Genomic DNA, 26,456 nt, shown 5'->3' on the forward strand with positions numbered 1-26,456 from the left:
GGCAATCTCATCGGGAGGTCAGATGCCGTCAATGGCGCGATTGCGCCGCCTTGTCACGCAAGATCGAGCCGCATCGCGATCGCGGTGGCGCGGGAGCCGTCCAGCTTGGGGTAGTAACCCTTGCGCCGCCCGACCTCGCGGAAGCCGAAATGGCGGTAGAGCCGCTCCGCCGGCAGATTGCCCTCCTCGACCTCGAGGAAGACCTGGACCGCGCCCTCCTCTGCCAATCGAGCAAGATGCGCGGCGAGCAGCGCGCGGCCGAAACCGTCGCGGCGGCGGGCGGGCGCGACGACGATGCTGAGGATCTCGGCCTCATCGGCAGCCCTACGCGAGATGACGAAGCCCTCGGGGTGTTGGCTGCCGCCGCTGAAGACGCCGTCCGCAGCGACCGCCGGATCGGCGATCAGCGCTGCGCACTCGGCCGGCTCCCAGCCGCGAGCGAAGCCGCCCTGATGGTGCAGCCTCGCGACATCGAGGGCATGGCCGGCATCGAGCCGCATCGTGCGCGGCGGGGCCGAATCAGGGTGAAGCAGTCTGCGCAGCCAATCCATGCCGCCTGTTCGCACAGACTGACGCAGCGGCAACCACCATTTGGGGTATACGCTCACCGGCGCGGCAGGCGGGCTTTGTCCTGCGGCGTCGTCTCGGGCGCCTTCAGGTAGAGCGGGCGGGGCGGCGCTGTTTCGGGATCGGCGATGAAGCCGAGCCGGGCGACCCAGGCGATGTCAGGCGCCCTGGCATCGTCGATCACCAGCGCATCGAGCCCGATCGCCCAGGCTTCATTGGCGACAGCCAGCGCCGAAGAACCGACGAGGCTGACGGGGCCTGCCCCGATGGCGCGGGCCGCGTCGCGATAGCTGACCTGCCGGAGCGAGACCAGCGGCTTGCCCTCGGCCGTCAGGGCCTGGAACCAGACCTGGCCGTGCCTGGCATCGAGCGCGGCGGCAATGACACGGCCCGATTCGCGCCCGATCAGGGGGGCGGCGCAGGCCGCGACCGTGGTGACGCCGACCGCCGGGATGCCGGCGGCGAAGGCGATGGCGCGCGCCGCGCTGACGCCGACGCGCAGGCCGGTATAGCTGCCGGGACCGACGGTGACGGCGACGCGCGAGAGCGAGCCGAAGCCGCCCTCGACATCCTTCATCACGCGCTCGACCAGCGGCATCAGCGCCTCGGCATGGCCGCGATCCATGGCGATCTGCTCGATCGCCAGGGGCTTCACCATGTCGGCCGTGTCAAGCACGCAGGCCGAGCAGGCGCCGAGCGCGGTATCGATCGCGAGAATGCGCATCAGAATGTCATTCCGCGACAGGCCACGCTCATCGTCACCAACAATCCCGCTTCGCTCAGACGGCTTCGACTTCGCGCACATCCGGCAGGAAGTGGCGCAGCAGGTTCTGGATGCCGTGCTTCAGCGTCGCGGTCGAGGAGGGGCAGCCCGAGCAGGAGCCCTTCATCGCAAGATAGACTGTGCCGTCGCGATAGCCGCGGAAGGTGATGTCGCCGCCATCGCCAGCCACCGCCGGGCGGATGCGGGTCTCAAGCAGGTCCTTGATCGTCTCGACAGTCTCGGCATCGGCAGGATCGAAGAACTCGCCCTCCTCGATCACATCGGCGGCCGAGCCGGCTGCCAGGACCGGAGCGCCCGACATGAAATGCTCCATGATGGCGCCGAGGATCGCGGGCTTCAGATGCGGCCATTCGCCGTCCGACTTGGTGACGGTGATGAAATCGGAGCCGAGGAAGACGCCGGAAACGCCGGAAACGCCGAACAGCCGCTGTGCCAGCGGCGAACGCTCGGCGTCGGTGACGTCGCGCAGGTCGAGCGTGCCGTCGGGCATGACGGCGCGGCCGGGGAGAAACTTCAGGGTCGCCGGATTCGGCGTGGCTTCGGTCTGGATGAACATGGATACCTCCGGTACCGGCGATTCAAGGTCGCCGTTCCTGGCTCCGATATAGGCTGCCGGCTGGAATCATTCCAGCAGGAAGCAGCACCACAACCCGTCATTGCGAGGAGCGAAGCGACGAAGCAATCCAGGGGGGCCGGTTGGAACGCTCAGCCAAGCCCCCCTGGATTGCTTCGCTGCGCTCGCAATGACGGGGAGAGCCGCCGCCTTCAGGCGAGGGCGTCGATCTCCTCGTCCTCGAGATGGCCCGGCACGATGGCGACGGGGATCGGGAAGCTCGCCGAGGACTTGCCGGCGAGCGCCGAGACCAGCGGGCCCGGCCCCTTGCTGCTGGTGCCGGCTGCCAGCACGAGCAGCGAGATATCCTCGTCCTCCTCGATCAGCTTCACCAGTTCGTCGGCCTTGTTGCCGACGCGCACGACCTTCTCGGGTTCGAGGCCCGCGAGGGTCCGCACCGCTGCCGCCGCCGTTTCGAGGCGCTTCTCGGCCTCGGCCTCGGCCTCGGCCTGCATCACTTCGCCGACGCCGAGCCAGGTTTCGTGCTCGGGCGGAGTGGCGACGCCGAGCAGGACGATCGCCGCGCCGACACGGGCGCAGCGGCGCGCAGCGAAGCGAATCGCCTTGGCGCATTCCTCGCTGCCGTCGACGACGGCGAGGAATTTCGGGCGATGGCCCGTCTCGTAGGACCGCCGTCTCTTGACCATGAACTGTCCTGCCGCCGCTTCAGGGACGGGCATGGTGGCCCGCGCCGGCACCCCGGCGCAAGTGCACCCAGCGTCAACGACTGCGCACGAAGCCGACGATGTCCTTGACCTCGCGCATGATCGGCGCGGCGATCGCATCGGCGCGGTCCGCACCGGCGCCGAGGATATCGTCGATATGCTTCGGTTCAGCCAGCAGGCGGCGCATCTCGCCGGCGATCGGCGCGAGCTTCTCGACCGCGAGATCGACCAGCGCCGCCTTGAAGCCGGAGAACTGACCGCCACCGAACTGCTTGAGCACCGCATCCTTCGACATGCCCGACAGGCCGGCATAGATGCCGACGAGATTCTCGGCCTCCGGCCGGCTCTCCAGCCCCTTCTGCTCCGAGGGAAGCGCCTCGGGATCGGTCTTGGCCTTGCGGATCTTCTGCGCGATGGACTCGGCATCGTCGGTCAGGTTGATGCGCGAGTAATCGGACGCGTCCGATTTCGACATCTTCTTGGTGCCGTCGCGCAGGCTCATCACACGCTGCGCCGGTCCCATGATCATCGGCTCGGGCAGCGGAAAGAAGCCGAGCTCGCCGGTACCGAGACCGCGTTCCGCGATCTGCGGCCCGAAGTCGTTGTTGAATTTCTGGGCGATGTCGCGGGTCAGCTCGAGATGCTGCTTCTGATCCTCGCCGACCGGGACATGCGTCGCCTTGTAGAGCAGGATATCGGCCGCCATCAGGCTCGGATAGGCATAGAGGCCGAGCGAGGCGTTCTCGCGGTCCTTGCCGGCCTTCTCCTTGAACTGGGTCATCCGGTTCATCCAGCCCAGCCGCGCGATGCAGTTGCAGATCCAGGCAAGCTCGGCATGGCCAGGGACCTGGCTCTGGTTGAAGATGATGCTCTTCTGCGGATCGATGCCGGCCGCGATATAGGCGGCGGTGACCTCACGGATGGCGCGCTTCAGATCGGCCGGGTCCTGCCACATCGTGATCGCGTGCATGTCGACGACGCAAAACACGCAATCATGCGTCTCCTGCATCGCGACCCAGTTGGTCAGCGCGCCCAGATAGTTGCCGAGATGCAGCGTCGAGGTCGGCTGCATGCCTGAGAATACGCGCTGATGAAAACCCGACATGGGGCACTCCGTCGTCACGATGGAGAAGGGAAGCGGCGCTTCTGGCTCAACCCCGCCGCTTGCGCAAGGGGAGAGCGCCGAAGGCGCCCAGCATCCAGCCCGCTGCGACATAGGTCGCGAGCCCTGCAAGGCAGAGCAGGCCGAGCGCCCCGACCCGGTGCAGCGCCAGCTGATCGGCGGCCAAAGAGCCGGCCAGCAGCCTGAGCAGCAGTTCGAGCACGACGAGCATGATCGCGCTTGCCGCGAGGCTGGCGGCGATCGGCCGCAAGCTGTTCACGCTCGGACGCCAGATACCGTCGCGCAGCAGCGTCCCGCCAAGCAGGGCAGCCTGCGCCACGAAGGCGAAGGTCGCGGCGAGCGCCGCCATAGCCGCCGCATTGCCTTCATTCGCCAGACCGAATCCGACCAGCGCCGCCACGAGAACTGCGATACCACCCGAGATCAGCGGCAGGCGCGGCGCCCGGCGCGCGAAATAGACCTGGCCGAAGACCTTTGCGGCAATGGCGAAGGGCAGGCCGTAGCCGAGCATGGCCAGCGCTGCCGCCGTGCGCCCGCGATCGGTGGCATCGAAACGGCCATATTCGAACAGCACGGAGGCGATCGGCTCGGCCAGCACAACCAGCGCCGTCGCGGCCGGCAGAGCAAGCGCGAGCCCCAAAGCCAGTGCCTGCCCCAGCATGGCGTCAGGGCCTTCCCGCTTCGCCGCCAGCGCCATGTCGGAGAGCACCACCGTGCCCATCGCGACGCCGACGAAGCCGAGCGGGAGCTGGAAGACGCGATCGGCATAGTAGAGCGCGGCGACCGCACCCGAGCCGATCGAAGCGATCTGGGTCGCCACCAGCAGGACGAGCTGTGCGGCGGAAGCGGCGAGCAAGGTCGCGCCGCCGGTGCGGACGAGCCGCGTCATGTCCGGCGACCAGCGCAGGCTTGGTCGCGGCAGGCCAGGGCCACGCAGCGCCAGCAGGATCATCACGAGATGGGCGAGACCGGTCAGGCTGGTACAGAGCGCGAGCCAGCGCGCGCCGGCCTCCGGCTGCGCGCCGCTGGCGTGCAGCAACAGGAGCACAGCGAGCAGGATCGCGTTCATCAGCGCCGGGGCCAAAGCCGCGACGGCGAAGCGCTTCTCGGCATTGAGCAGCGCCGCCAGCATGGAGGCGAGGGTCGTCAGGAACAGGAAGGGCAGCATCAACCGCGTATAGGAGGCCGCCAGCGCCAGGGTCTCCGGCGCCTCGGCGAAACCACCGGCCAGACCGAGCACAAGCCAGGGCGCGAACAGCTCGCCCAGGCCGACGAAGACCAGCAACAGCAAGCCGATCTGCCCGGCAGCCTCGCCGGCAAAGCGGCGCGCCGCCACCTCTCCGCGCCCGCCCTTGATGGCGAGATAGAGCGGCACGAAGGGCGCATTGAGCCCGCCTTCACCCAGCACGCGCCGGACGAGGTTGGGCAAGCGCAGGGCCGCGAGGAAAGCATCGGCCACCGGCCCACCGCCGAGCAACCGAGCGATCAGCACGTCGCGCGCGAAGCCGAGCAGGCGCGAAGCGATCGTGGCCGCGCCGACGACGGCGGAATCGCGAGCGAGGCGGGAGGGCTGTTCGCTCAAGGCCGGGGATTCCCGATCACAATCCGAAATCCTCGCGGAAGCGATCGATCTGATGCATGCGCCGGTGAAGGATCGTCACGATGCCGATATCGCCGTTCGCAAGCCTGCGCCAATACACGACATGGCTTTCATAGCGGAAGCTGAAGCCGTGGACCCCGAAATCGGCCGGCACCGGGCGGGAGAGCACGCCATGCGTCGCAATCCTGCCGAAAGCCTCGAAGAGTCCCTCGATATAGCGTTCCGCCTGCACGGCGCCGAACTGCTCCAGGGTGTAGCGATAGATCTCGTCCAGGCGGCGCGACGCCGCTTCCTGGATACGAACAGCCGTCACGCCCGTGCCTTGTTGCGCGCGATCACCTCTGCCGCCGTCAGGGGCCGGTAGCTGGAATCCGGCGCCGCGAAGGCATGGGTCAGCTCGGCCTTGAGCCGCTGGAAAGCCTCGCTTTCAGCACGCTCCTTGTCGCGGCGAATCAGGTCGCGGACATACTCGCTGACATTCTCGTAGGGGCCGTCGTCACCGACCTTGCCCGCCACGAACTCGCTGAGCGCGCTGCCGATGCGCACGGTCATGGTCGTCGTTCGAGACATGGTTCGGGCTCCCTTATGTCTTCAAGATACACAATCTTGAAGACATAAGCCATCGCGGTGCCGCTCGTCTCATGCTCTCGTCAGAGGATGAACCGGCTCAGGTCGGCATTCTTGGCAAGGTCGCCGATGCGCGCCTCGACGTAAGGAGCATCAATCGTCACGGCCTCTCCCGAGCGGTCCGGCGCCGTGAAGGAGATTTCGTCCAGAATGCGCTCGATCACAGTCTGGAGCCGGCGGGCGCCGATATTCTCGACCGTGGAGTTCACCTCGACGGCGATGCGGGCGATGGCGTCGATCGCATCGGGCGTGAAGGTGACGGAGACCTCCTCTGTCGCCATCAGCGCGACGGATTGCTTGATCAGGCTTGCTTCCGTGTCGGTCAGGATGCGCTTGAAATCCTCGATATCGAGCGGGTTGAGCTCGACGCGGATCGGCAGGCGGCCCTGCAGTTCCGGCAGCAGGTCGGAGGGGCGCGAGACGTGGAAGGCGCCCGACGCAATGAACAGGATGTGGTCGCTCTTCACGGCGCCGTGCTTGGTCGCGACCGTCGTGCCCTCGATCAGCGGCAGCAGGTCGCGCTGCACGCCCTCGCGCGAGACATCGGCGCCACCCTTGCCCTCGCGGGCGCAGATCTTGTCGATCTCGTCGAGGAAGACGATGCCGTTCTCCTCGACCTCGCGGATCGCCGCCTGGATGATCGCGTCCTGGTCGATCAGCTTGTCGCTCTCCTCGGCCAGCAGCGGCTGGTAGGCATCCTTGACCAGGACGCGCTTGGGCTTGCCCTTCTGGCCGAAGGCCTTGCCGAGCATGTCGGAGAGGTTGATCGCGCCGATCGAGGCGCCGGGCATGCCGGGAACCTCGAACATCGGCGCGGAGGCTCCGGCGCCGGCCGCGACCTCGACCTCGATCTCCTTGTCGTCGAGCTCGTTGGCGCGCAGCTTGCGGCGGAAGGAATCGCGCGTCGCCTGGCTGGCATTGGCGCCCACCAGCGCATCGAGCACGCGCTCCTCGGCCGCGACATGGGCCTTGGCCTGGACATCCTTGCGGCGGCTCTCGCGCACCAGCGCAATCGCGACCTCCAGGAGGTCGCGCACGATCGATTCGACGTCGCGGCCGACATAGCCGACCTCGGTGAACTTGGTCGCCTCGACCTTGAGGAAGGGCGCGTTGGCAAGTTTCGCCAGACGGCGGGCGATCTCGGTCTTGCCGCAGCCGGTCGGCCCGATCATCAGGATGTTCTTCGGCGAGACCTCCTCGCGCAGCGGCCCTTCGAGCTGCTGGCGGCGCCAGCGGTTGCGCAGGGCGATGGCGACGGCGCGCTTGGCGTCCCTCTGGCCGACGATGAAGCGGTCGAGCTCGGAAACGATCTCGCGGGGGGAAAAGCTGGTCATTGCGTGCAGTATCCGGTGAACGGGCCTGGCGGGAAAATCAATCAGGCCGCTTCGAGCGTCTCGATGACGAGCGAGTGGTTGGTGTAGACGCAGATGTCACCGGCGATCTTCATCGCCTTGCGCACGATCGCCTCGGCATCGGGCTCGACATCGATCAGCGCGCGCGCCGCCGAGAGGGCGTAATTGCCGCCCGAACCGATCGCCATCACCGCGCCGTGCTCGCTCGCCTCGGGTTCCAGCACGTCGCCGGTGCCCGAGATCAGCAGCGAAACCTCCTTGTCGGCGACCAGCAGCATCGCCTCCAGACGGCGCAGATAGCGGTCGGTGCGCCAATCCTTGGCGAGCTCGACGCAGGCACGCAGCAACTGAGTCGGATACTGCTCGAGCTTCTTCTCGAGCCTCTCGAACAGGGTGAAGGCATCGGCGGTGGCGCCGGCGAAACCCGCGATCACCTCGCCCTTGGCGAGGCGGCGGACCTTGCGGGCATTGCCCTTCATGATGGTCTGGCCGAGCGAGACCTGGCCGTCGCCGCCGATGACGACGCGCCCGCCCTTGCGCACCATCAGGATGGTGGTGGCGTGCATGACGGGGACATTGCTGTTTTCGGACATGAGATGGCTAACCGGAAATCGAGACGGGGCGGCGGGTCACGCCAAACATGTTCAGGCGAGGCCGCTCTATCAAGGGGCAAGCCGCCATGCCACCCTGGCACGTCGTTTGGCGGAAGGCGGACCCTTCCCTTGAGTCATGACGCTCTCTCGAAGACGACCGAAAGCTTTCGGCAGGGCCGGAAAGCCCTGCCAAGGATCAGTTCGATCCTGCTGCGGGCGAGTCCTTTCGCCGCGTTTAAGCTTTGGCAGAAAAACAGAGAATTTTCATCCCCTTAAGCTTTTAAGCAGTTTTTTATCATTAACGCCCAAAGGTCAGAATTTGGAACGGCTTCCAATGTCGGGGAGCCGCCTCGGGGCGCCATTCATGAAATCCATCCGCCTGAAAATCCTTGCCATGCTGGCCATCGTCGCCGCCGGCGCCATCCTGTCGGCGATCATCAGTCTCTACGGCCTGCACAAGGCCGACGACCTGAATACACGCGCCGATCTCCAGGCCAATGTCGCGCTGCTCACCCAGCGCATCAACGGCGTGGTCACCGCGGTGGTGATGGATTCACGCGGTGTCTACATGGCAAAGACGAGCAAGGAGGCCGAGCCTTTCGCCAAGGGCATCGAGGATCGCTTCCCGACGCTGCGCAGGTTCTCCGCCGATTTGCAGAAGGTCGCGCCGCCGGAAGAACGCGCTGTCGTCGACCAGATCGCCAAGGCGGTCGAGGAGTTCATCACCTTCCGGGCCGAGACGGCCCGGCTGGGCCGCGAGGTTTCACCCGCGGCAGCCAACGAACAAGGTAACAACGAAGCCAACCGCTCCAACCGCAAGGCCCTGAACGACCTGCTGATCAATTTCAGCCAGCGTGTCGAGAAAGCCAGCATCGCGGTCAGCGACGAGGCGACCGCCTTCACCCGGCAGGTCCAGTGGCTGATGCCGATCGTGCTGTTGATGACGCTGCTGGTTTCGGTCGGTGTCGCGCTGATCTTTGCTCAGCGCTCGATCACCCGCCCGATCCTGGATCTCAGCCAGGTCATGGAGAAGCTGACCGCAGGCGATACCCACATCGACGTGCCTCATGCCCAGCGCGGGGACGAGATCGGCACGATGGCGCGCGCCGTATCCGTGCTGCGCCAGAGCACCGAGCAGGTCGCCCTGCTGCAGGAACAGGAACGGGCCGCGGCAGCCACGCGCCTCGCCAGGGCGCAATCGATGGAAGCAGTGGTCTCGGATGTCGGCGAGGTCGTTGCTGCGGCCGCAGCCGGTGATTTCTCGGCGCGCCTCCAGATCCAGGATGCCGACGAGCAGATGCAGCGGCTGGTGGCCGGCATCAACGAGATCAACGCGGTCGTTGACGGGGCGACGACGGAATTCGCCGGGGCGCTGTCTGCGATCGCGGGCGGGGACCTGACCAACCGGATCGAGACGGCCTATCGTGGCCGCTTCGCCGATCTGAAGGGCGCGATCAACGAGACGGTGGATCGCCTCTCGGACACGGTCGCGACGATCCAGACGACCTCGGCCGATGTCGGGCTGGCCGCGCGCGAGATCAACATGGGCGCCGACGATCTGTCGAAGCGCACCGAGGAGCAGGCCTCCTCGCTCGAGGAGACCGCTGCGACCACCGAGGAGCTGGCCGCCTCGGTCAAGGCCTCGGCCCAGGCCTCGAAGGATGCCGCCCGGATCGCCGACGAGGCGATGCAGGCCGCCGAGAGCGGTGGCGCGATCGCCGGACAGGCGGTCGACGCCATGGCCCGGATCGAGACCGCCTCGCAGAAGATCTCCGACATCATCCGGGTGATCGACGACATCGCCTTCCAGACCAACCTGCTGGCGCTCAACGCCGCGGTCGAGGCGGCCCGCGCCGGCGATGCCGGCAAGGGCTTCGCCGTCGTCGCCTCGGAGGTGCGGACGCTGGCGCAGCGTTCGAGCGAGGCGGCCAAGGACATCTCCGGCCTGATCTCCTCGTCCAATGTCGAGGTCGGCGAGGGCGTCAAGCTGGTGCGGCAGGCCGGCGACCAGCTCAGCCGCATCCTGGCGGCCTCGCAGAAGGTCGCGGCGACGATCGCCGACATCTCGGCAGCGTCCGGCGAGCAGGCCAACGGCATCGACGAGATGAGCCAGGCGGTCGCCCATCTCGACGAGATGACCCAGCAGAACGCGGCTTTGTCCGAGCAGAGCGCGGCCTCCGCCAACGCCCTCTCCGGCCGGATCGAGCAGCTCAACGGACTGGTCGCGACCTTCCGCACCGGGCGCGAGCCCGCCGGCCAGGCGGCTTATGCGCAGCCGGCCGCGATGGCCCGCGCGAAGGCGCCGATGCGGGCCACCAGGCCGGCTCCCGCCACCTCCGGCGAGCCGGAGCGGCTGCGGCAGCTCGCCGAGGCCGCCTTCGTCCAGTCCCGCACCGCGCCCGCCCCGCGCAAGGTCGCCAATGGCGGCCGGGCCAACGATTCCGGATGGGAGGAGTTCTGAGGCGGCACAGCCTCGGCGCATCCTCGAACGACACGCGCGGCGCCCGAAAGGGCGCCGTTGGCGTTTCGAGGAGAAATTTTTGCTCGCCGCCTCTTGCCGAGACGCTCGATCGGCCTATCTCCGTGACAGGCGCCGGAGCTCTGCTCCATCACGACGCCGCCCTTGCACATTCAATCCGTGACGTTCCTCGGCCGACTCGCTGGAGTCGATCGATGCCGCACCGCTTGCTGACAGGTCCCGACGGGGATGTCTGCGACAAGCGGTTTCAGCCGTCACCACCACAGGGAGACGAAAACCATGCAGATCAGCCAGGTTCTTCAGGCTCTCGGCCAGTTCGCCTCCGGCCTCGCGCCGGCCAGCCGTTCCGTCCGCCCGCTCGAGATCGATTTCGACACTGCCGACACCCTCGGCCCCTTCGAACAGGCCGCGATCGGCCAGTGGAAGACCGAGGACGGGTCGATCCTGATCGACCTCCGGCCCGATGGCCAGTTCCACAAGGCCAAGCCCGCCGCCGGGGCCAAGCATGTCGGCCGCTATGCGGTCGACCGCTCGAAGCTCTATTTCGAGGGCGAAACCGGCTGGGTCGCGCTCGGGAAGCTCAAGCGCGGCACGCTGAGCATCGGCGAGAAACGCTTCCGCAAGGCGTAAGCGCAATCGCGAGCCGCTCAATAAAGAAGGGCCGCGCTTCCCGATGGGAGGCGCGGCCCTTTTCGTTATCACGCGCGGATCAATAGCCGACCGTGAAGCGGCGGCGGCTATGGGCCGGCTTCTCCAGCTCGTCGACGAGCGCGATCGCATAATCCTCGGCCGAGATCGCGCTGTTGCCCTTGGCGTCGACCAGAAGCTGGTCGGTGCCGAGGCGGAATTGTCCGGTGCGCTCGCCCGGCTGGATCAGGGCCGAGGGCGAGAGGAAGCTCCAGTCGAGGCCCTGCTCCTGCTTCAGCAGGTCGAGGAAGGCGCCGCCCTTGCGGGCTTCTTCGAGATAGATGGCAGGGAATTCCGGGGTGTCGAACAGCTTCACGCCCGGCGCGACCTCGAGGCTGCCGGCACCGCCGACCACCAGATAGCACTTCACGCCGGACTGCTTCACCGCCGCCAGCAGGACCTGCGGATCGCTGGCCGTGAAATGAACGGCGCTGACCACGACGTCATGGCCGGCGATGAGCTTGGCCAACCCGTCCTTGTCGAAGACGTCGCCCTTGACGGCGGTGACGCCCGCCAGAGCGGCGACCTTCTCGGGATTGCGGACGATGGCGGTGACGGCATGGCCGCGCGCGGCAAGCTCGGCCAGCAGGCGCAAACCGATGAATCCGCTGGCGCCGATCAATGCGACCTTCTTGGCGATTGTCATGACAGAGGTTCCTTGTTGTAGTATCCAATGGATACCTGCACTCCAATTGAACCTATCTGACCCTGCCGGGCCGCCTCGTAAAGAAGGCACTTTCACGCGACATGGTCACCTCCGGGAAACCGCCATGCTGAAACGCCCCGATCCTTTCCAGGCGCTCTGCCCGACCCGGCGCGTGCTCGACCGCATCGGCGATACCTGGGCCGTGCTGATCCTGATCGCGCTCGACGACGGCACCTTGCGATTCAACGAGCTCAGGCGCCGGATCGAGAACATCTCGCAGAAGATGCTGTCGCAGACACTGAAGAGCCTGGAGCGCGACGGGCTGGTGCGACGCGAGGTGTTCGCGACGGTGCCGGTGACCGTCGAATATTCGCTGACCGGGCTCGGGCGGACGCTGGCGCAGACGGTGAACCAGCTCACCCTCTGGGCCGAGGCGCATATCGGCGAGGTCGAAGCCGCGCAGCAGCGCTACGATCGCGGCGGGGTCTCGGTCTAGCCCGGACTCGGGAACGCTGGCGTTTCCACCGATTTCGTGTATATGCCCGGGCAACCGGCTCAACCAGCCGGCGGCGCGACCCCTCCGCGATGAGGCGGCTCGCGGGCTTCGGACCTTGCTGGACGACATCCCGGCCTGGCCCGCCAGATCAACCCGAACACGAGGATATCCCGATGTCGATCACTGCCGAGCGCAAGACCGCGCTCATCAAGGAACACGCCACCAAGCCGAACGATACCGGCTCGCCGGAAGTGCAGATCGCGATCCTCACGGAGCGCATCACCAACCTCACCGGCCACTTCAAGTCCCACAACAAGGACAACCACTCGCGTCGCGGCCTGCTCAAGCTGGTCTCGCAGCGCCGGTCCCTGCTGGACTACCTGAAGGGCAAGGAAGAGGCCCGCTACAAGACGCTGATCGAGAAGCTCGGCATCCGCCGCTGATCGAAAGCCGACGGTTTCCGCCCGGTGCGACCTGCTCCGGGCGGCTCCTTCTCAGGTGAGGCCGCCATGGGGCGAGCCGCCTGACTGCCGCGGCGGCCGCATGGGGCGGCCCTCCCGCGTGACCCGCCGGGCGCCCAAGACGTCCATGGCAGGATCGCCGAGCGCCCGGACGCGCAATCTCGCATGATCCGGGTGTTCCGCCGTCTTGCCCATGGGCCTGAAGGCACCGGACGGGTCAAAACCCGACCGAAAGATATAAATCCATGTTCGACATCCAAACCGAAGAACTGATCTGGGGCGGCCGCAAGCTCGTCCTCGAGACCGGCAAGGTCGCCCGCCAGGCCGATGGCGCCGTGCTCGCCACCTATGGCGAGACCGTCCTGCTCGCGACCGTCGTCTCGGCCAAGGAGCCGAAGCCGGGCTTCGACTTCTTCCCGCTGACCGTCAACTACCAGGAAAAGACCTTCGCGGCCGGCCGCATCCCCGGCGGCTATTTCAAGCGCGAAGGTCGTCCGAGCGAGAAGGAGACGCTGGTCTCCCGCCTGATCGACCGTCCGATCCGCCCGCTCTTCGTCGAAGGCTACAAGAACGACACGCAGGTCGTCGTCACCGTGCTCCAGCATGACCTGGAGAACGACCCCGACATCCTGGCGATGGTCGCGACCTCGGCTGCGCTCACCCTCTCCGGCGTGCCTTTCATGGGCCCGATCGGCGGCGCCCGCGTCGGCTATATCGACGGCGCCTACAAGCTCAACCCGACGATCGAGGAGATGAAGGACTCGGTTCTCGATCTCGTCGTCGCCGGCACGCAGGACGCCGTGCTGATGGTCGAGTCGGAGGCCAAGGAACTTCCCGAGGACGTGATGCTCGGCGCCGTGATGTTCGGCCACAAGCATTTCCAGCCGGTGATCGACGCCATCATCCGCCTGGCCGAAAAGGCCGCCAAGGAGCCGCGCGACTATACCCCGGCCGACAACTCCGTCGTCCTGGACGCCGTCCTGAAGCTCGTCGACGCCGATCTGCGCGCCGCCTACAAGATCACCACCAAGGCCGAGCGCTACAAGGCGCTGGACGCCGCCAAGGCGAAGGTCGCCTCGCTGATCTCGGCCGAGCCGGATGGCAAGACCAGCTTCACCAAGGAGCAGGTCGGCGGCCAGTTCAAGGAAGCCCAGGCCAAGGTCGTGCGCTGGACCATCCTCGACGACGGCACCCGCATCGACGGCCGCGACCTGAAGACCGTGCGCAAGATCGTCGCCGAGGCCGGCATGCTGCCGCGCACCCACGGCTCCGCCCTGTTCACCCGCGGCGAGACCCAGGCGCTGGTCGTGACCACGCTCGGCACCGGCGATGACGAGCAGTTCATCGACTCGCTGGAAGGCACCTACAAGGAAACCTTCCTGCTGCACTACAACTTCCCTCCCTACTCCGTCGGCGAGACCGGCCGCATGGGTTCGCCCGGCCGCCGCGAAATCGGCCATGGCAAGCTCGCCTGGCGCGCCATCCGTCCGATGCTGCCGGCGAAGGCGGAGTTCCCCTACACGATCCGCGTCGTTTCGGAGATCACCGAGTCGAACGGCTCCTCCTCGATGGCCACCGTCTGCGGCACCTCGCTGGCGCTGATGGATGCGGGCGTTCCGCTGAAGTCCCCGGTCGCGGGCATCGCGATGGGCCTCATCCTGGAAGGCGAGCGCTTCGCCGTGCTCTCCGACATCCTCGGTGACGAGGATCATCTCGGCGACATGGACTTCAAGGTGGCCGGCACCGCCGCGGGCATCACCTCGCTGCAGATGGACATCAAGATCGCCGGCATCACCGAGGAGATCATGAAGGTCGCCCTCGACCAGGCCAAGGGCGGTCGCGATCACATCCTCGGCGAGATGAACAAGGCGCTCTCCGCCTCGCGCAGCCAGCTCGGCGAGTTCGCGCCGCGCATCGAGACGATGAAGATCCCGGTCGACAAGATCCGTGAAGTCATCGGCTCCGGCGGCAAGGTCATCCGCGAGATCGTCGAGAAGACCGGCGCGAAGGTCAATATCGAGGACGACGGCACCATCAAGATCGCCTCGGCCGACGGCAAGTCGATCGAAGCCGCGATCAAGTGGATCAAGTCGATCGTCTCGGAAGCCGAAGTCGGCGTGATCTATGACGGCACCGTCGTCAAGATCATGGAGTTCGGCGCCTTCGTGAACTTCTTCGGCGCCAAGGACGGCCTCGTCCACATCTCCGAGCTCGCTCCCCAGCGCGTCCAGAAGGTCTCGGACGTCGTCAAGGAAGGCGACAAGGTCAAGGTCAAGTTCCTCGGCCAGGACGAGCGCGGCAAGATCCGCCTCTCGATGAAGGTCGTCGACCAGGCCACCGGCGAGGACCTGACCGAGAAGCTCAAGGCTCAGCGCGAGGCCGAGAAGGCCCGCGAGAAGCAGGGCGCGGCCGAGTAATCGGCCAAGCTACCTTCACGTGAAACAGGACGCCCCGCATCGGCTGATGCGGGGCGTTTTTCGTTCCGGCGAAGCGATATCCCGCCCTATCCGGACAATGGCTTTGCTAGTCTTCCGTGAAAGCCGGAGTGCCTGCCGATGAAATCCTTTGCCGTTCCCGATGCTGGCGGATCGTTGCGCTACCATGATCTCCCCGGCGAGGAGCCGGCCCTGGTCATGATCCATGGGCTCGGCTGCGCCTCGTCCTGCGACTATCCGACGGTCGCGGCCGATCCGGCCTTGCACGGCCGGCGCATGCTGCTGGTCGACCTGCTGGGCTCCGGCTTCAGCGATCGGCCGGAAGCGTTCGGCTATACGATCGCGGATCACGCCCGCTGCATCGTCGCGCTGGTCGATGCGCTGGAACTGCCCCGGGTCGATCTCTTCGGGCACAGCATGGGCGGCGCCGTCGCAATTGACGCAGCCGCGATACTGGGGCCGCGCCTGGGCAGGCTCGTTGTCGGCGAACCCAATCTCGATCCGGGCGGCGGACAGTTCAGCCGCGGTATCGCAGCGATCCCGGAAGCGGAGTATTGCGCCGGCGGCCAGGACGCGATCGTGCGTGCGGCCCAGGCAGAGGGCAACGATATCTGGGCGGCCTCGCTCGCCCGCAGCGCCGCCTATGCCGTGCAGCGGACGGCGCGCTCGCTCGTCGAGGGCAGCGACCCGACATGGCGGAGCACGCTCGTGTCACTGCCCGTGCCGCGCACGCTGATCATCGGCGAGCTGTCACTGCCCTACGATGACGCGTCGGGGCTGCCCGAGGCCGGGGTCGAGATCGCCATCGTGCCGCACGCCGGGCATTCGATCCCGTGGGACAACCCGGCCGGTCTCGCTGCGGCCATCGCCGCTGGCTTGTCTCTCACGCAACGTGCCGGGAGGTGATGACGCGCTGCATTCAATAGTCTAGACATATGCCGATCCAGGGAGACCGGCATGTCCGACCACCGCATCGCCTCGCTCGACGACCTCGCCCGTGCCTATCCCAACCTGATGGCGCCGGCATCGACCTTCAAGGAGATCGATCATGTCGACGCGAACTATGCGGCGCTGATCGCCGCCTCGCCGTTTTTCGTGCTCGCGACGGTCGGTCCGGAGGGGCTGGATTGCTCGCCGCGCGGGGATCTGCCGGGCTTCGTCACGGTCCGGGACGCGAAAACGCTCCTGATTCCCGACCGAAAAGGCAATAACCGACTGGATTCGTTGAAGAATATCCTGTTCGACGATCGAATCGGAATGCTCTTCCTGATCCCTGGTTGCGGCGAGACGCTGCGCGTGAACGGACGCGCGGAGCTTTCCTGCGATTCAGGGTTGTGTTCGCAGTTCGAGATGGCCGGGAAGCTGCCGGCGAGCGTCATGATCGTCCATGTCGACGCCGTCTACTTCCAGTGCTCGCGCGCGGTGGTGCGGGCCGAGCTCTGGAACCCGGAGCGGCAGGTCGACCGACGCAACCTGCCCTCGCCCGGGACGATCCTGCGCGACATCACGGCGCGCGACGCCAAGGTCGAGACCTTCGACGGCAAGGCCTATGACGAGGCGCTGCCGGGCCGGGTCAAGGCGACGCTGTATTGAAGCGCCCTCTTCCTTCTCCCCTTGGGGGAGAAGGACAATGTCAGAGCAGTCCTTCGTTGCCCGCCAGCGTCTTCAGGCTGACATCGGGCCGGGCGCCGAGATGCGAGATGATCTCGGCTGCCGCCAGCGCGCCGAGGCGCAGGCAGTCGCGGGTCTCACGATTCGAGGTCAGGCCATAGAGGAAGCCGGCGGCGAAGAGATCGCCGGCGCCGGTCGCATCGACCACGCGCTCGACCGGGAAGACCGGCTCCTCGACGATGCCGTCCGGCGTCACCGCCAGCGCGCCCTTCTCGGAGCGGGTGACGACGGCGAGGATGTTCTCCGCGCGCAGCGCCGCCAGCGCAGTGTCGAAATCCGCGGTCTCGTAGAGGCTCTTGAGCTCATGCTCGTTGGCGAAGACGAGATCGACCATGCGGTTGCGGATCAGCCCGACGAACTCGTCGCGATAGCGGTCGACGCAAAACGAGTCCGACAGGGTGATGGCGACGCGGCCGCCGGCCTTGTGCGCGATCTCCGAGGCCTTGCGGAAGGCTTCCTTGGCCGCCGGCGGATCCCAAAGATAGCCCTCGAGATAGACGATATCGGCGTTCTCGACCGCCTTGGCATCGACATCAGCGACGGACAGGCCCTGGCAGGCGCCGAGATAGGTGTTCATCGTGCGCTCGCCGTCCGGCGTGACGATGATGAAGGAACGCGCGGTCGCCGGGCCTTCCGTCGCATCGGCCGTGCCGAAGGCAACGCCGAGCGAGGTCAGGTCATGGCGATAGAGCTTGCCGAGCTCGTCGCCACGGACCTTGCCGATGAAGGCACCCTTGCCGCCAAAGGAGGCGAGGCCAGCGATGGTGTTCGCGGCCGAGCCGCCCGAGATGATCCGGGCCGGACCCATGGCGGCGTAGAGGGACTCGGCGCGAGGCTCGTCGATCAGCATCATCGCGCCCTTGGTCAGCTTCTGGGCGATGAGGAAATCCTCCTCGGCCGAGGCCAGGACATCGACGATGGCGTTGCCGAGGGCGAGAACGTCCGTACGGGTCTGGGTCATGGCTCTTGCTTGCTCTGTCCGGAGGGCGCGGCCCGTCGGCCGATAGGGAAGGTGCTGGCCCTGTCGCATCCGCCTGCCCTGCGGTCAAGCATGGCCGTTTCAGGCCGGGCCACGACGGGCGACAGCCTCGTCGAGCACGGCGGCGAGGCGGCGCAGGTCCTCCCCCTCCAGCAGACCGATCTCGCGCGCCAGCCGGTTGGCGAAGAGCGTCGCTTCCGGCTCGAGCCCGGCGCTGTCGATGATCACGCGGGGATGCGAGAGGTCAGCGAGGCGAACGAGCTCGTCGGCCTCGTCCCAGATCACGCCGAGCAGATGGATCGCACCCTGGATCAGGGTGAAGGTCGGGCGGCCGCGCTTGCCGTGCTCCAGCGCCGAGAGATAGGCCGGCGAGACACCGAGACCCTCCGCCATCTGCGCGAGGCTCATGCCGCGCGCCTCGCGCAAGGCCCGGACGCGCTGGCCGAAGGGGGTCACGGCCCATGCTCCCTGAGCCGGCGCAGGCGGACATAGAGCGCGCCGGAGCCGCCATGGCGCTGCTCGGCCTCCTCGAAGCCCAGGACCAGCGTGCGCAACTCGGGCAGGCGCAGCCAATGCGGCACCATCCGGCGCAGCACGCCACGCTCGTCACCGAACAGAGCCGGCGCCACCGCGCCCTTGCCGGTGACGACCAGCGCGATGCGGCAGCCGCGGCGCTGTTCGCGGCGCAGGAAGGCATGGAGCGCCAGATGCGCCTCGTCCTGCCGCATGCCGTGCAGGTCGATCGAGGCATCGACGCTTTGCTGGCCGCGGCGCAATTGCGTGCGCAAACGCCGCTCGATCGGCGCCAGCGGCGGGGCTGACGGCGGTAGGGCTTTCACGGGCAGAGCTGCAGCGACGGCTCGTATCGCGGTTTCTGTCGGTGCGGGAGCGGCCTCGGCAGCCGGCTCGGGCTCGACCGGCGCCCGGCCGGGCAAGGGCCTGACCGAGCGCGCGACCTGGCGCCAGAGCGCGATATCGGCCTCCGTCAGGGTCTTTCCGCGGCGCGCGCGCATCTCAGCGCGGCCAGAGCACGGTGAAGGCGACGGGATGGCGAATCAGGCCGGCGCGATGGCCCGCCGCAGCCCCGGAGCCGACGAAGAGATCCATGCGGGCCGGGCCCAGAATGGCGGAGCCGGTATCCTGCGCGATCATCAGGCGCGCGAGATGCTCGTCGCCGCCGGTTCCGGTCGGGATGGTCGTGTCGATCCAGACCGGCACGCCATAGGGCCAGGCCGTGCGGTCGACCGCGATGCTGCGCAGGGGCGTCAGCGGCAGGCCGGCGCCGCCGATCGGCCCGCTTTCGGCGGGAAGGTCGTCGCGGCGGGCAAAGAAGACGAAGGATTTGTTCAGGCGGATCAGGTCGCGGGCGAAGCCGGCATCGGCCTTCAGCCGGGCGATCAGCCGGTCCATGGTCATCTGCTCGGGCGGAATGCTCTCGCGCTGGCTGAGCACGCGCCCGAGCGAGGTATAAGGATGGCCGTTGCGACCGGAATAGCTCAGCCGCGTGACGGACCCGTCCGGCAGGCGAACGCGGCCGGAGCCCTGCACCTGCAGGACGAAGCGATCGACGGGATCGCGCAGCCACATGATCTCGAGCCCCTGCCCGTCGAGCGCACCGGTCTCGATCGCCGTGCGGTCCGGGAATGCTTGGAAGCCCTTGCCGGTGCGGCGTGCAGCCGAGAGCGTCTTGTCGAGGCCCGGAAAGTCATCCTCGGAGAAGCGCGTCACCAGATCCTTCGGCCGGTCGTAGAGCGGCGTCGGGAAGGCGTCGGAGCGGGTCAGCGAGCCCTCGAATTCCGGCTCGAAATAGCCGGTGGTGAAGCCGGTCCCACCGCCCTCCGGATGGATGCGCCAGAAGGAGAAGTTCTGTTCGAAGAAGACTTTCGCCTCCGGGCGATCGACCGGCCCTGCCGTAAGCAGCGCCTTCGCCTTGTCGCAGACAGAGGTGAGATGTTCCGGCAGCGGCACGCCCTGGCGCAGGGGCGGATCGGCCATGCATCCCTCCGCGAAGATGGCGAAGGCCCTGGCGTGATCGTCCTGCGTCCAGCCGGCGAGATCCGCTGGCGAGAGCGCCTCGGCGCGGGCTCCTGGAGGCAGCGGGGGCGACGAGGCCATGGCGGTCACGGGTGCAAGGGCCAGGATCGCGGAGAACGCCAGTGCGACACCGGCGCCGCCACGCTTCACGCGGCGGATTCGGTGGCCACGAGCAGCCAGTTGGGATCGCGGCTGCCGAGCTGGCGCGAGAAGGTCCAGATGTCGTTGACCTCCGAGACCTGCTCGGCGCTGCCATCGACGACCGACCCTTGAGCGTCGCGGGTGACGCTGATCAATTGCGAGACGAAGGCGATCGTGACCTGGGCGGTCTTGCCCTTGACGTCCACCGCAGCGAGATCGGCCTTGTCGATCGAGACGAAATTCGATTCCGCCTTCTCGCCGCGTTTCTCGCGTTCGGAGATGGCCTGCTCGAAGCCGTCATAGACCTCCTTGGCGAGGAGGCCCTTCAGCATCTTGCGGTCACCGCGCGCGAAGGCGGTGACGATCGCCTCATAGGCGGCCTTGGCACCGCCGACGAATTCATGCGGATCGAAACCGGGCTCCTGGCGGATCACCGCCTCGATGCCGGCGCTGACGGGCGAATCCGGCGCGGCCAAATCCTTCCAGCGCTCGGCCGCCGGCAACTCCGGTGCGACCGGGTCGTTGGCGGCGCCCGGCAGGCGGATCACATTGTCGCGCTTGTCCGGGCTTTGCGCCTGATCGGGCCGCATCGGCGGCGTCTCGCGGCGGGCGAAGGGGTCCTTGGGCTGCTCGTTGCCGGTTTTCTGGCCGAGCACGGAGCGCAGCTTCCAGGCCACGAAGACGGCCAGGATCAGGAAGACCAGAGTCTGCATGTCGAAGGAATTTTGCATCGAAAGCTGACCCGCGGCTCCCCGTTGTTACCCTGCCCATCCGCGCTCGCGCCGGGCCTTCACCATCATATGGTGAGACTGGCTCGTAACATCCACCCCTCCGCTTGTGAAGGCGACTTCTTGTGCCGGCACGGCGTCCATGATAGCCGACGCGCGCGCCGCTCCATAGCATGGAGCGCAGTCCCGAGTGCCGGCAGAGGCGCGGGATTTCCCGAGACAGCCTGCCAGAACAAGATGGGACCGATGGCCAACGAACTCCCCAACGGCAATGGCGCCGGCGCCGAAGCGGCTCCGAGCCTGAATGCCCTGATCCAGTACACCAAGGACTTTTCCTTCGAGAACCCGAAGGCGCCGCGCTCGCTCGCCCAGCAGGAGGCCCAGCAGGGCCCGCAGATGTCGCTGCAGGTCAATGTCGGCTCGACCGCTCTCGCCGACGACGATTACGAGACCGTGCTGCGCCTCGAAGGCAAGGCCGAGCTCAAGGGCGAGACGCTGTTCGCCTTCGACCTGAGCTATGCCGGCGTGTTCCGCCTGCAGAACATCCCGCAGGAGCATATCCACCCCGTGCTGGTGATCGACTGCGCCCGCCTGCTCTTCCCCTTCGCCCGGCAGATTATCGCGGAAGCCGTGCAGAACGGCGGCTTCCCGCCCTTCTACGTGCCGCCGATCGATTTCGCCCAGCTCTTCCAGCAGCGCCTGCAGGAGCTCGAGGGCCAGCAGGGCACCGCGACCAACTGATCGGTCGCCGTATCGCAAACCTGACGGAAGGGCCCTCGTGGGCCCTTTCTTCGTTTATTGCGGATGATTGTTGTCCTTGCGGTGCAAGGCATCCCTCTCCATCTCGACCGGATCGACGGCGGACGCCCCGGCAGGGACGCCCGCCTTTTCCGTATCCGATGGAGACCCGATGGACCACCTGATGACGCTTGCCGCCGACCCCGCCGTCTGGGCCGCGCTCGGGGCACTGATCGCCATGGAGGTCGTGCTCGGCATCGACAACCTGATCTTCATCTCGATCCTGACCAACAAGCTGCCCGAGCATCAGCGCTCGAAGGGCCGCAAGATCGGCATCGGCCTGGCGCTGGTCATGCGCCTCGGCCTGCTCGGCACCGTCGCCTTCATCGTCAAGCTCACCGCGCCGATCTTCACGGTCTTCGGCCAGGCCTTCTCCTGGCGCGATCTCATCCTGATCGCCGGTGGCCTCTTCCTGGTCTGGAAGGCGACGAAGGAAATCCATCACAAGGTCGATCCCGATCCGGAATCCGTCCTCGCAGAAGGCGGCACGCGCGCCGCGACGCTGGGCTTCGGCGCGGCGATCTTCCAGATCCTGATCCTCGATCTGGTGTTCTCGATCGACTCGATCATCACCGCCGTCGGCATGACCGAACATGTGCCGGTCATGGTGATCGCCGTCATCGTCGCCGTCCTGACGATGCTGCTCGCCGCCGATCCGCTGGCGCGCTTCATCGACAGGAACCCGACCATCGTGATGCTGGCGCTGGGCTTCCTGCTGATGATCGGCGGCACGCTGATCGCCGAGGGCTTCGGCGTGCATGTGCCGAAGGGCTATATCTACGCCGCGATGGCCTTCTCGGCCCTCATCGAGGCGCTCAACATGCTGTCGCGCCGCCGGGCGCGATAAGCTTCGGCCTTCCCATTGTCATTCCGGGGCGCGCCAGCGGCGCGAACCCGGAACCCACGACTGGGTGAGACATCGGGTGTTCCGTTGCAGCCCGTTCACCCGGTCGTCGTTTCCGGGTTTCTTCGCTTCGCGAAGCCCCGGAATGACAAGCTGCGATGCTACTGCGCCGCGTCGTCGGTGATGCCGAGATAGCCCTTCCAGAGCGGCGCCTTGAGCGAGCCGAGAATGAAGGCCTCGTGCGCCTTGAGCGCCTCCTCGCTGAGGCGCGGCGCCAGCGGGCGCTGACGCTGCGGCTTCTCGACCGCCGCCATGGCGAGGCCGGGGCGGCCGGCGGCCGCCTCGACGCCAAGGCCGAGCGAGGCCTGCTTGCCGCCGATCAGCTCGATATAGACCTCGGCCAGGATCTCGGAGTCGAGCAAGGCGCCGTGCTTGGTGCGGCGGCTGTTGTCGATGCCATAGCGCGAGCAGAGCGCATCGAGGCTGTTCGAGGCGCCAGGATGCTTGCGGCGCGCCATCGACAGGGTATCGACCACAAAACCCTGCTCGATCGGCGGCAGGCCGAGGCGCTTGAACTCCATGTTGATGAAGCCGACGTCGAAGGCGGCGTTATGGATCACCAGCTTGGCGCCGGCGATGAAGTCGGCGAATTCATCGGCGACCGCAGCGAAGACCGGCTTGTCCGAGAGGAACTCTTCCGAGAGGCCGTGGACGTTGAAGGCCTCGATCGGCATCGAGCGTTCGGGGTTGATATAGACGTGGAAGGTGCGGCCGCTCGGGCAGTGATTGAGCAGTTCGACGCAACCGATCTCGACGATGCGGTCGCCGTTATTGGCTTCGACGCCGGTGGTTTCGGTATCGAGAACGATCTCGCGCATCGCTTCAGGACCTCGCTTGTGCACCGCGCCCGGGACGGCCGGCGAGCGCCATCAGGATAGAACCGACCTGCCGCTCGGCGGCCACGAGGCCGCGCGAGGTGTCCACAAGGAAATGGGCACGGCGGCGCTTCTCCGCATCCGGCATCTGGCGCGACAGGATCGCGTCCAGTTTTTCCGCGCTCATGCCGGGTCGTGCGAGCACGCGCTGGCGCTGGACTTCGGCCGGCGCCGTCACGACGAGGACGGCGTCGCAGCGCGCCTCGCCACCTGTCTCCAACAGCAGCGGCACATCGATGATGGCGAGCTCCGCACCTTCGCGACGGCAGCGGGCGAGGAAAGCTTCCTCCTCCTCGCGCACGAGGGGATGGATGATCGCTTCGAGCCGGCGCAGCGCCTCGGGCTTGCCGAGCACCGCCGCGCCCAGCTTCGCGCGATCGACCGCTCCGTCGACCACCGTGCCCGGAAAGGCCGCTTCGATCGGCACTGCGGCCCGGCCGCGATGCAGGCGGTGCACAGCCGCATCGGCATCGTGCAGGGGCACGCCACGCTTTTCGAAGAGCTGCGCGGTCGTCGATTTTCCCATTCCGATAGAGCCCGTCAGGCCCAGCACGAAGGTCATGGCTGCTCCGGCGAATCAGGCCTTCAGGATATCGGCTTCGATGAGGGCGCGAAGCGCCGACGTGACCTGCGGGGTCACGCCGAACCAGCGGGCGAAACCGGGTACAGCTTGATGCAGCAGCATGCCGAGACCATCGACGGGAACCCCGCCACGCCGTTCCGCTTCGGCCAGCAACGCGGTCTTCAGGGGGACATAGACGATGTCGTCGACGACGGTCCCCGGCCGCAGGGCCGCGAGATCGATCTCCAAGGACGGCTTGCCGTGCATGCCGAGCGCCGTCGTATTGACGATGAGATCGGCCTCTCCAACGAGGCTGTCGCGCTTGGCCCAATCGCCGGCATCCAGGGGATGGCCGAGGGCAGCGACCAGTTCGGCCGCGCGCTCGGGGCTGCGGTTGACGACGAGGATGCGCTCGAGGCCACGCGCCTTCAGCCCGTAGCAGATGCCGCGGGCCGCGCCACCGGCGCCAAGGACGAGGGCGGTGCCGACCCGATCCTGCCAACCGGGCACCGTCGCATCGAGATGGGCGAGGAAGCCGCCGACATCGCTGTTATCGGCGATGATCCGGCCATTCTCGCGCCAGAGCGTGTTGACTGCGCCGACCGCGCGGCCGGCATCGCTGACCTCATCGACCAGCGCCATCACCGCTTCCTTGTGCGGAACGGTGACGTTGCCGCCAGCGAATTCGCCATCGCGCAGGCGAGCGATGAAGGCCGGGAGATCGGCGGGAGCGACATCGATCCGCTCATAGGAGCCGGCAAGCCGGTGCTCGCGCAGCCATTCGCCATGGATCAGGGGCGAGCGCGAATGCGCGATGGGATGTCCGATGACGAAGCAGCGAGGCGCCATGAATGCAATCCGTTAGCGGGCGAGGCAATCGAGATCGCGCAGCGCAGCGAGCACAGCCAGGAGCGGCAGGCCCAGAATGGTGAAATGGTCGCCCTCGATCTTGTCGAAGAGCTGGGCGCCCGGCCCTTCGAGTTGATAGCCGCCGACGCTGCTCAGAGCAGCCGCGCCGGCGACAACCAGATAGCGCGCGATGAAATCAGACTGGAGCCTGCGCATGGTGAGACGCGCGGCCTCGAGCCCTTCCGCCAGCGGCGCGCCGTCCTGCGCGATGACGAACGCGGAATGGAGTTCGTGAGTCCGGCCGGCGAGGGATGCGATCTGCCTTTCCGCCGCGGCGAGAGCGGCGGGCTTATGAAAGGCTGTGCCCTCACAGGTCAGCGTCTGATCGGCCGCGAGGACGAAGCGACCAGGACGGTCGCGCGAAACGGCCAACGCCTTGGCACAGGCGAGAGCGGCCGCAACCTGATCCGCCGGCACGCCGCGATCGACCAAAGGCTTTTCGACGGCGCGCTCGTCGATCTCCGGCTTGACCACCTCGACCGGGATACCGGCGGCCAGGAGCATGTCGCGCCGGGTTGCGCTGCCTGAGGCGAGGATCAGCGGCTCGGGAACGAGCCAGAGGCTGGATGATCCGCTCATGTCGCGATGAACTTCATGCGGTGGTCGCGGAGCAGGTCGAGGATCGAGGCCGCGGTTTCCTCGATCGAGCGGCGCGTCACGTCGATCACCGGCCAGCCCTTGCGGGCGCAGAGACGGCGCGATTGCGTGACCTCGTCGGCGACGGCGGTGGGATCGACATAGGATGTATCGTCATCGGCACGCAGGGACAGCAAGCGGTTCTGGCGGATCTGGACGATGCGATCGGCGCTGGCGATAAGACCGACGATCAGGGGCTTGCGCGCGCTTTCCAGTTCCGGCGGCAGCGGGATATTCGGCACCAGCGGAATGTTCGCGGTCTTGATGCCGCGATTGGCGAGATAGATGCTCGTCGGCGTTTTCGAGGTTCGGCTGATGCCGACCAGGATGACGTCGGCATTGTCGAGATCACCGCCCATCTGCCCGTCATCATGCAGCAGCGTGTAGTTCATCGCGTCGATACGGCGGAAATATTCGGTGTTGAGCACATGCTGCGCGCCCGGCTTCGGCGCCGACGCCTGGCCGAGATAGGACTGGAACAGCGAGAGCACGGGCTGCAGCACCGACAGGCACGGGCAGCCGAGCTCGCGGCAGAAATTTTCGAGCTTCTCCTGCCATTCCGGTTCGACCAGGGTGTAGAGCACGACGCCGGGCGAGGCCTCGATCTCGGCGAGGACGCGGGCAAGCTGCGCCTCGGAGCGAACCAGCGGATAGACATGCTCGATCGCCGAGACGCTTTCATATTGCGCGGCGGCGGCCCGGCTGACGGCAATCAGCGTCTCGCCGGTCGCATCCGAGACCAGATGCAGATGGAAATAGTTGCGGACCACGGCATCCCCCGGCCTGAAGCGTGATTATCCTCTAGCGCGCTTTGAGCGCGACCGGAATCACCGCGACGAGAATTGACGTGGCTGGGGTTTCTTTCCCCGCGGTTTCGGAACGACCGGGTTATCCCGGGCCATGGGGAGCAGTGTGGACAACCGAACAGGAAACGGAGGCCGGGTGGCGGCTCTGTATAACCCGCCCGAACCATCAACAGCCGCCCCGCTGTTGATGGTAAACAAAGTGTTTCACGTGAATCATTTCGGAAGCCGGCGAGGCGCCCGCCGAATCCAATTCGTTAATAAAGCCTTAACCGGTGACCATGGCTC

30 protein-coding genes are annotated in these 26,456 nt (G+C 66.9%); 9 read left to right on the forward strand and 21 right to left on the reverse strand.

Annotated elements, in window-relative coordinates; genetic code table 11:
- Positions 1-53: 53 nt before the first annotated feature.
- The 10 genes from ACWIEX_RS22535 to hslV all read right to left on the reverse strand — a co-directional run bounded on the left by ACWIEX_RS22535 (position 54) and on the right by hslV (position 7,924).
- The gene (locus ACWIEX_RS22535; protein WP_454035166.1) at positions 54-551 is read right to left on the reverse strand and encodes a GNAT family N-acetyltransferase; all 498 of its coding nucleotides are present in this window, start codon (positions 549-551) and stop codon (positions 54-56) included.
- A gap of 53 nt (positions 552-604) precedes the next feature.
- Positions 605-1,291 carry a tRNA (adenosine(37)-N6)-threonylcarbamoyltransferase complex dimerization subunit type 1 TsaB gene (gene tsaB / locus ACWIEX_RS22540; protein ID WP_173043173.1) on the reverse strand — a complete coding sequence of 229 codons (687 nt, stop codon included), beginning with the start codon at positions 1,289-1,291 and terminating at the stop codon, positions 605-607.
- A gap of 55 nt (positions 1,292-1,346) precedes the next feature.
- The gene (locus ACWIEX_RS22545; protein ID WP_336813868.1) at positions 1,347-1,907 is read right to left on the reverse strand and encodes a NifU family protein; all 561 of its coding nucleotides are present in this window, start codon (positions 1,905-1,907) and stop codon (positions 1,347-1,349) included.
- A 209-nt stretch (positions 1,908-2,116) separates the two neighbouring features.
- Positions 2,117-2,611, reverse strand: coding sequence for a universal stress protein (locus tag ACWIEX_RS22550; protein ID WP_454035167.1), 495 nt, complete (start codon positions 2,609-2,611; stop codon positions 2,117-2,119).
- Between the two features lie 73 nt (positions 2,612-2,684).
- Positions 2,685-3,734: a tryptophan--tRNA ligase gene (trpS, locus tag ACWIEX_RS22555; RefSeq protein ID WP_454035168.1), complete on the reverse strand. Its 1,050-nt coding sequence runs from the start codon at positions 3,732-3,734 to the stop codon at positions 2,685-2,687.
- Positions 3,735-3,780: 46 nt separating this feature from the next.
- Complete coding sequence (murJ, locus tag ACWIEX_RS22560; protein ID WP_454035169.1) at positions 3,781-5,334, reverse strand: murein biosynthesis integral membrane protein MurJ; 1,554 nt, start codon at positions 5,332-5,334, stop codon at positions 3,781-3,783.
- Positions 5,335-5,350: 16 nt separating this feature from the next.
- The gene (locus ACWIEX_RS22565; protein ID WP_454035170.1) at positions 5,351-5,665 is read right to left on the reverse strand and encodes a type II toxin-antitoxin system RelE/ParE family toxin; all 315 of its coding nucleotides are present in this window, start codon (positions 5,663-5,665) and stop codon (positions 5,351-5,353) included.
- A complete protein-coding gene (locus ACWIEX_RS22570; protein ID WP_061971143.1) occupies positions 5,662-5,922 on the reverse strand; it encodes a ribbon-helix-helix domain-containing protein in 261 nt (86 codons plus the stop codon). Before ACWIEX_RS22570 ends, ACWIEX_RS22565 begins: the two co-directional genes overlap by 4 nt.
- A gap of 80 nt (positions 5,923-6,002) precedes the next feature.
- Complete coding sequence (gene hslU / locus ACWIEX_RS22575; protein ID WP_454035171.1) at positions 6,003-7,313, reverse strand: ATP-dependent protease ATPase subunit HslU; 1,311 nt, start codon at positions 7,311-7,313, stop codon at positions 6,003-6,005.
- 41 nt (positions 7,314-7,354) lie between these two features.
- Entirely contained in the window at positions 7,355-7,924 is a 570-nt protein-coding gene (gene hslV / locus ACWIEX_RS22580; protein WP_274532901.1) for an ATP-dependent protease subunit HslV, read from the reverse strand.
- A 364-nt stretch (positions 7,925-8,288) separates the two neighbouring features.
- Here hslV and ACWIEX_RS22585 point away from each other — a divergent pair, with 364 nt between their 5' ends.
- Both ACWIEX_RS22585 and ACWIEX_RS22590 read left to right on the forward strand, forming a co-directional pair.
- Positions 8,289-10,385: a methyl-accepting chemotaxis protein gene (locus ACWIEX_RS22585; protein WP_454035172.1), complete on the forward strand. Its 2,097-nt coding sequence runs from the start codon at positions 8,289-8,291 to the stop codon at positions 10,383-10,385.
- Positions 10,386-10,682: 297 nt separating this feature from the next.
- Positions 10,683-11,033 (forward strand): Atu4866 domain-containing protein, encoded by a 351-nt coding sequence (locus ACWIEX_RS22590; RefSeq protein ID WP_454035173.1) that lies wholly within the window; start codon positions 10,683-10,685, stop codon positions 11,031-11,033.
- A 79-nt stretch (positions 11,034-11,112) separates the two neighbouring features.
- Here the strand turns inward: ACWIEX_RS22590 and ACWIEX_RS22595 are convergent, their stop codons facing one another.
- Positions 11,113-11,736, reverse strand: coding sequence for an NAD(P)-dependent oxidoreductase (locus ACWIEX_RS22595; protein WP_454035174.1), 624 nt, complete (start codon positions 11,734-11,736; stop codon positions 11,113-11,115).
- Between the two features lie 124 nt (positions 11,737-11,860).
- On the opposite strand from ACWIEX_RS22595, the gene ACWIEX_RS22600 reads away from it, so the two are divergent.
- The 5 genes from ACWIEX_RS22600 to ACWIEX_RS22620 all read left to right on the forward strand — a co-directional run bounded on the left by ACWIEX_RS22600 (position 11,861) and on the right by ACWIEX_RS22620 (position 16,721).
- Positions 11,861-12,232: a winged helix-turn-helix transcriptional regulator gene (locus ACWIEX_RS22600; protein ID WP_454035175.1), complete on the forward strand. Its 372-nt coding sequence runs from the start codon at positions 11,861-11,863 to the stop codon at positions 12,230-12,232.
- A gap of 173 nt (positions 12,233-12,405) precedes the next feature.
- Positions 12,406-12,675, forward strand: a complete 270-nt coding sequence (rpsO, locus tag ACWIEX_RS22605) for a 30S ribosomal protein S15 (protein WP_061966650.1) — start codon at positions 12,406-12,408, stop codon at positions 12,673-12,675.
- 263 nt (positions 12,676-12,938) lie between these two features.
- Positions 12,939-15,110: a polyribonucleotide nucleotidyltransferase gene (pnp, locus tag ACWIEX_RS22610; protein WP_454035176.1), complete on the forward strand. Its 2,172-nt coding sequence runs from the start codon at positions 12,939-12,941 to the stop codon at positions 15,108-15,110.
- 138 nt (positions 15,111-15,248) lie between these two features.
- Complete coding sequence (locus ACWIEX_RS22615; protein WP_454035177.1) at positions 15,249-16,034, forward strand: alpha/beta fold hydrolase; 786 nt, start codon at positions 15,249-15,251, stop codon at positions 16,032-16,034.
- 51 nt (positions 16,035-16,085) lie between these two features.
- The gene (locus tag ACWIEX_RS22620; RefSeq protein ID WP_454035178.1) at positions 16,086-16,721 is read left to right on the forward strand and encodes a pyridoxamine 5'-phosphate oxidase family protein; all 636 of its coding nucleotides are present in this window, start codon (positions 16,086-16,088) and stop codon (positions 16,719-16,721) included.
- Between the two features lie 40 nt (positions 16,722-16,761).
- Here ACWIEX_RS22620 and ACWIEX_RS22625 read toward each other — a convergent pair whose 3' ends face one another.
- From ACWIEX_RS22625 to ACWIEX_RS22645, 5 genes are all read right to left on the reverse strand, one after another.
- A complete protein-coding gene (locus ACWIEX_RS22625) occupies positions 16,762-17,760 on the reverse strand; it encodes an adenosine kinase (protein WP_454035179.1) in 999 nt (332 codons plus the stop codon).
- A gap of 99 nt (positions 17,761-17,859) precedes the next feature.
- Positions 17,860-18,234, reverse strand: a complete 375-nt coding sequence (locus ACWIEX_RS22630) for a helix-turn-helix domain-containing protein (RefSeq protein WP_454035180.1) — start codon at positions 18,232-18,234, stop codon at positions 17,860-17,862.
- A complete protein-coding gene (locus ACWIEX_RS22635; protein WP_454035181.1) occupies positions 18,231-18,791 on the reverse strand; it encodes a Smr/MutS family protein in 561 nt (186 codons plus the stop codon). The genes ACWIEX_RS22630 and ACWIEX_RS22635 overlap by 4 nt, the downstream gene beginning before the upstream one ends.
- Position 18,792: 1 nt before the next feature.
- Entirely contained in the window at positions 18,793-19,962 is a 1,170-nt protein-coding gene (mltA, locus tag ACWIEX_RS22640; protein WP_454035182.1) for a murein transglycosylase A, read from the reverse strand.
- Complete coding sequence (locus ACWIEX_RS22645; RefSeq protein WP_454035183.1) at positions 19,959-20,684, reverse strand: Tim44/TimA family putative adaptor protein; 726 nt, start codon at positions 20,682-20,684, stop codon at positions 19,959-19,961. The genes mltA and ACWIEX_RS22645 overlap by 4 nt, the downstream gene beginning before the upstream one ends.
- 243 nt (positions 20,685-20,927) lie before the next feature.
- Between ACWIEX_RS22645 and secB the strand changes: the two genes are divergently transcribed.
- Both secB and ACWIEX_RS22655 read left to right on the forward strand, forming a co-directional pair.
- Entirely contained in the window at positions 20,928-21,422 is a 495-nt protein-coding gene (gene secB / locus ACWIEX_RS22650; RefSeq protein WP_061966659.1) for a protein-export chaperone SecB, read from the forward strand.
- A 169-nt stretch (positions 21,423-21,591) separates the two neighbouring features.
- Positions 21,592-22,326 (forward strand): TerC family protein, encoded by a 735-nt coding sequence (locus tag ACWIEX_RS22655; protein ID WP_454035184.1) that lies wholly within the window; start codon positions 21,592-21,594, stop codon positions 22,324-22,326.
- A 158-nt stretch (positions 22,327-22,484) separates the two neighbouring features.
- Here ACWIEX_RS22655 and dnaQ read toward each other — a convergent pair whose 3' ends face one another.
- Genes dnaQ through ACWIEX_RS22680 form a run of 5 tightly spaced genes read right to left on the reverse strand, consistent with a single transcriptional unit; the run spans position 22,485 to position 26,135 of the window.
- On the reverse strand, positions 22,485-23,201 hold the full coding sequence (dnaQ, locus tag ACWIEX_RS22660; RefSeq protein WP_454035185.1) for a DNA polymerase III subunit epsilon: 717 nt from the start codon (positions 23,199-23,201) through the stop codon (positions 22,485-22,487).
- A gap of 4 nt (positions 23,202-23,205) precedes the next feature.
- Positions 23,206-23,820, reverse strand: coding sequence for a dephospho-CoA kinase (gene coaE / locus ACWIEX_RS22665; protein ID WP_454035186.1), 615 nt, complete (start codon positions 23,818-23,820; stop codon positions 23,206-23,208).
- 15 nt (positions 23,821-23,835) lie between these two features.
- On the reverse strand, positions 23,836-24,669 hold the full coding sequence (locus ACWIEX_RS22670) for a shikimate dehydrogenase (protein WP_454035187.1): 834 nt from the start codon (positions 24,667-24,669) through the stop codon (positions 23,836-23,838).
- A gap of 12 nt (positions 24,670-24,681) precedes the next feature.
- Positions 24,682-25,308, reverse strand: a complete 627-nt coding sequence (locus ACWIEX_RS22675; RefSeq protein WP_454035188.1) for a Maf family protein — start codon at positions 25,306-25,308, stop codon at positions 24,682-24,684.
- The gene (locus ACWIEX_RS22680; RefSeq protein ID WP_454035189.1) at positions 25,305-26,135 is read right to left on the reverse strand and encodes a pyruvate, water dikinase regulatory protein; all 831 of its coding nucleotides are present in this window, start codon (positions 26,133-26,135) and stop codon (positions 25,305-25,307) included. Before ACWIEX_RS22680 ends, ACWIEX_RS22675 begins: the two co-directional genes overlap by 4 nt.
- Positions 26,136-26,456: the final 321 nt, after the last annotated feature.

Source organism: Allobosea sp. NPDC055353 (assembly GCF_053644975.1).

What these genes read in the sequence shown, in the direction of transcription:
- ACWIEX_RS22535 (WP_454035166.1), bottom strand. Translation starts at nt 551, where the DNA reads ATGGATTGGCTGCGCAGACTGCTTCACCCTGATTCGGCCCCGCCGCGC.
- tsaB (WP_173043173.1), bottom strand. Translation starts at nt 1,291, where the DNA reads ATGCGCATTCTCGCGATCGATACCGCGCTCGGCGCCTGCTCGGCCTGC.
- ACWIEX_RS22545 (WP_336813868.1), bottom strand. Translation starts at nt 1,907, where the DNA reads ATGTTCATCCAGACCGAAGCCACGCCGAATCCGGCGACCCTGAAGTTT.
- ACWIEX_RS22550 (WP_454035167.1), bottom strand. Translation starts at nt 2,611, where the DNA reads ATGGTCAAGAGACGGCGGTCCTACGAGACGGGCCATCGCCCGAAATTC.
- trpS (WP_454035168.1), bottom strand. Translation starts at nt 3,734, where the DNA reads ATGTCGGGTTTTCATCAGCGCGTATTCTCAGGCATGCAGCCGACCTCG.
- ACWIEX_RS22570 (WP_061971143.1), bottom strand. Translation starts at nt 5,922, where the DNA reads ATGTCTCGAACGACGACCATGACCGTGCGCATCGGCAGCGCGCTCAGC.
- hslU (WP_454035171.1), bottom strand. Translation starts at nt 7,313, where the DNA reads ATGACCAGCTTTTCCCCCCGCGAGATCGTTTCCGAGCTCGACCGCTTC.
- hslV (WP_274532901.1), bottom strand. Translation starts at nt 7,924, where the DNA reads ATGTCCGAAAACAGCAATGTCCCCGTCATGCACGCCACCACCATCCTG.
- ACWIEX_RS22585 (WP_454035172.1), top strand. Translation starts at nt 8,289, where the DNA reads ATGAAATCCATCCGCCTGAAAATCCTTGCCATGCTGGCCATCGTCGCC.
- ACWIEX_RS22590 (WP_454035173.1), top strand. Translation starts at nt 10,683, where the DNA reads ATGCAGATCAGCCAGGTTCTTCAGGCTCTCGGCCAGTTCGCCTCCGGC.
- ACWIEX_RS22595 (WP_454035174.1), bottom strand. Translation starts at nt 11,736, where the DNA reads ATGACAATCGCCAAGAAGGTCGCATTGATCGGCGCCAGCGGATTCATC.
- ACWIEX_RS22600 (WP_454035175.1), top strand. Translation starts at nt 11,861, where the DNA reads ATGCTGAAACGCCCCGATCCTTTCCAGGCGCTCTGCCCGACCCGGCGC.
- rpsO (WP_061966650.1), top strand. Translation starts at nt 12,406, where the DNA reads ATGTCGATCACTGCCGAGCGCAAGACCGCGCTCATCAAGGAACACGCC.
- pnp (WP_454035176.1), top strand. Translation starts at nt 12,939, where the DNA reads ATGTTCGACATCCAAACCGAAGAACTGATCTGGGGCGGCCGCAAGCTC.
- ACWIEX_RS22615 (WP_454035177.1), top strand. Translation starts at nt 15,249, where the DNA reads ATGAAATCCTTTGCCGTTCCCGATGCTGGCGGATCGTTGCGCTACCAT.
- ACWIEX_RS22620 (WP_454035178.1), top strand. Translation starts at nt 16,086, where the DNA reads ATGTCCGACCACCGCATCGCCTCGCTCGACGACCTCGCCCGTGCCTAT.
- ACWIEX_RS22625 (WP_454035179.1), bottom strand. Translation starts at nt 17,760, where the DNA reads ATGACCCAGACCCGTACGGACGTTCTCGCCCTCGGCAACGCCATCGTC.
- ACWIEX_RS22635 (WP_454035181.1), bottom strand. Translation starts at nt 18,791, where the DNA reads ATGCGCGCGCGCCGCGGAAAGACCCTGACGGAGGCCGATATCGCGCTC.
- ACWIEX_RS22645 (WP_454035183.1), bottom strand. Translation starts at nt 20,684, where the DNA reads ATGCAAAATTCCTTCGACATGCAGACTCTGGTCTTCCTGATCCTGGCC.
- secB (WP_061966659.1), top strand. Translation starts at nt 20,928, where the DNA reads ATGGCCAACGAACTCCCCAACGGCAATGGCGCCGGCGCCGAAGCGGCT.
- ACWIEX_RS22655 (WP_454035184.1), top strand. Translation starts at nt 21,592, where the DNA reads ATGGACCACCTGATGACGCTTGCCGCCGACCCCGCCGTCTGGGCCGCG.
- dnaQ (WP_454035185.1), bottom strand. Translation starts at nt 23,201, where the DNA reads ATGCGCGAGATCGTTCTCGATACCGAAACCACCGGCGTCGAAGCCAAT.
- coaE (WP_454035186.1), bottom strand. Translation starts at nt 23,820, where the DNA reads ATGACCTTCGTGCTGGGCCTGACGGGCTCTATCGGAATGGGAAAATCG.
- ACWIEX_RS22670 (WP_454035187.1), bottom strand. Translation starts at nt 24,669, where the DNA reads ATGGCGCCTCGCTGCTTCGTCATCGGACATCCCATCGCGCATTCGCGC.
- ACWIEX_RS22675 (WP_454035188.1), bottom strand. Translation starts at nt 25,308, where the DNA reads ATGAGCGGATCATCCAGCCTCTGGCTCGTTCCCGAGCCGCTGATCCTC.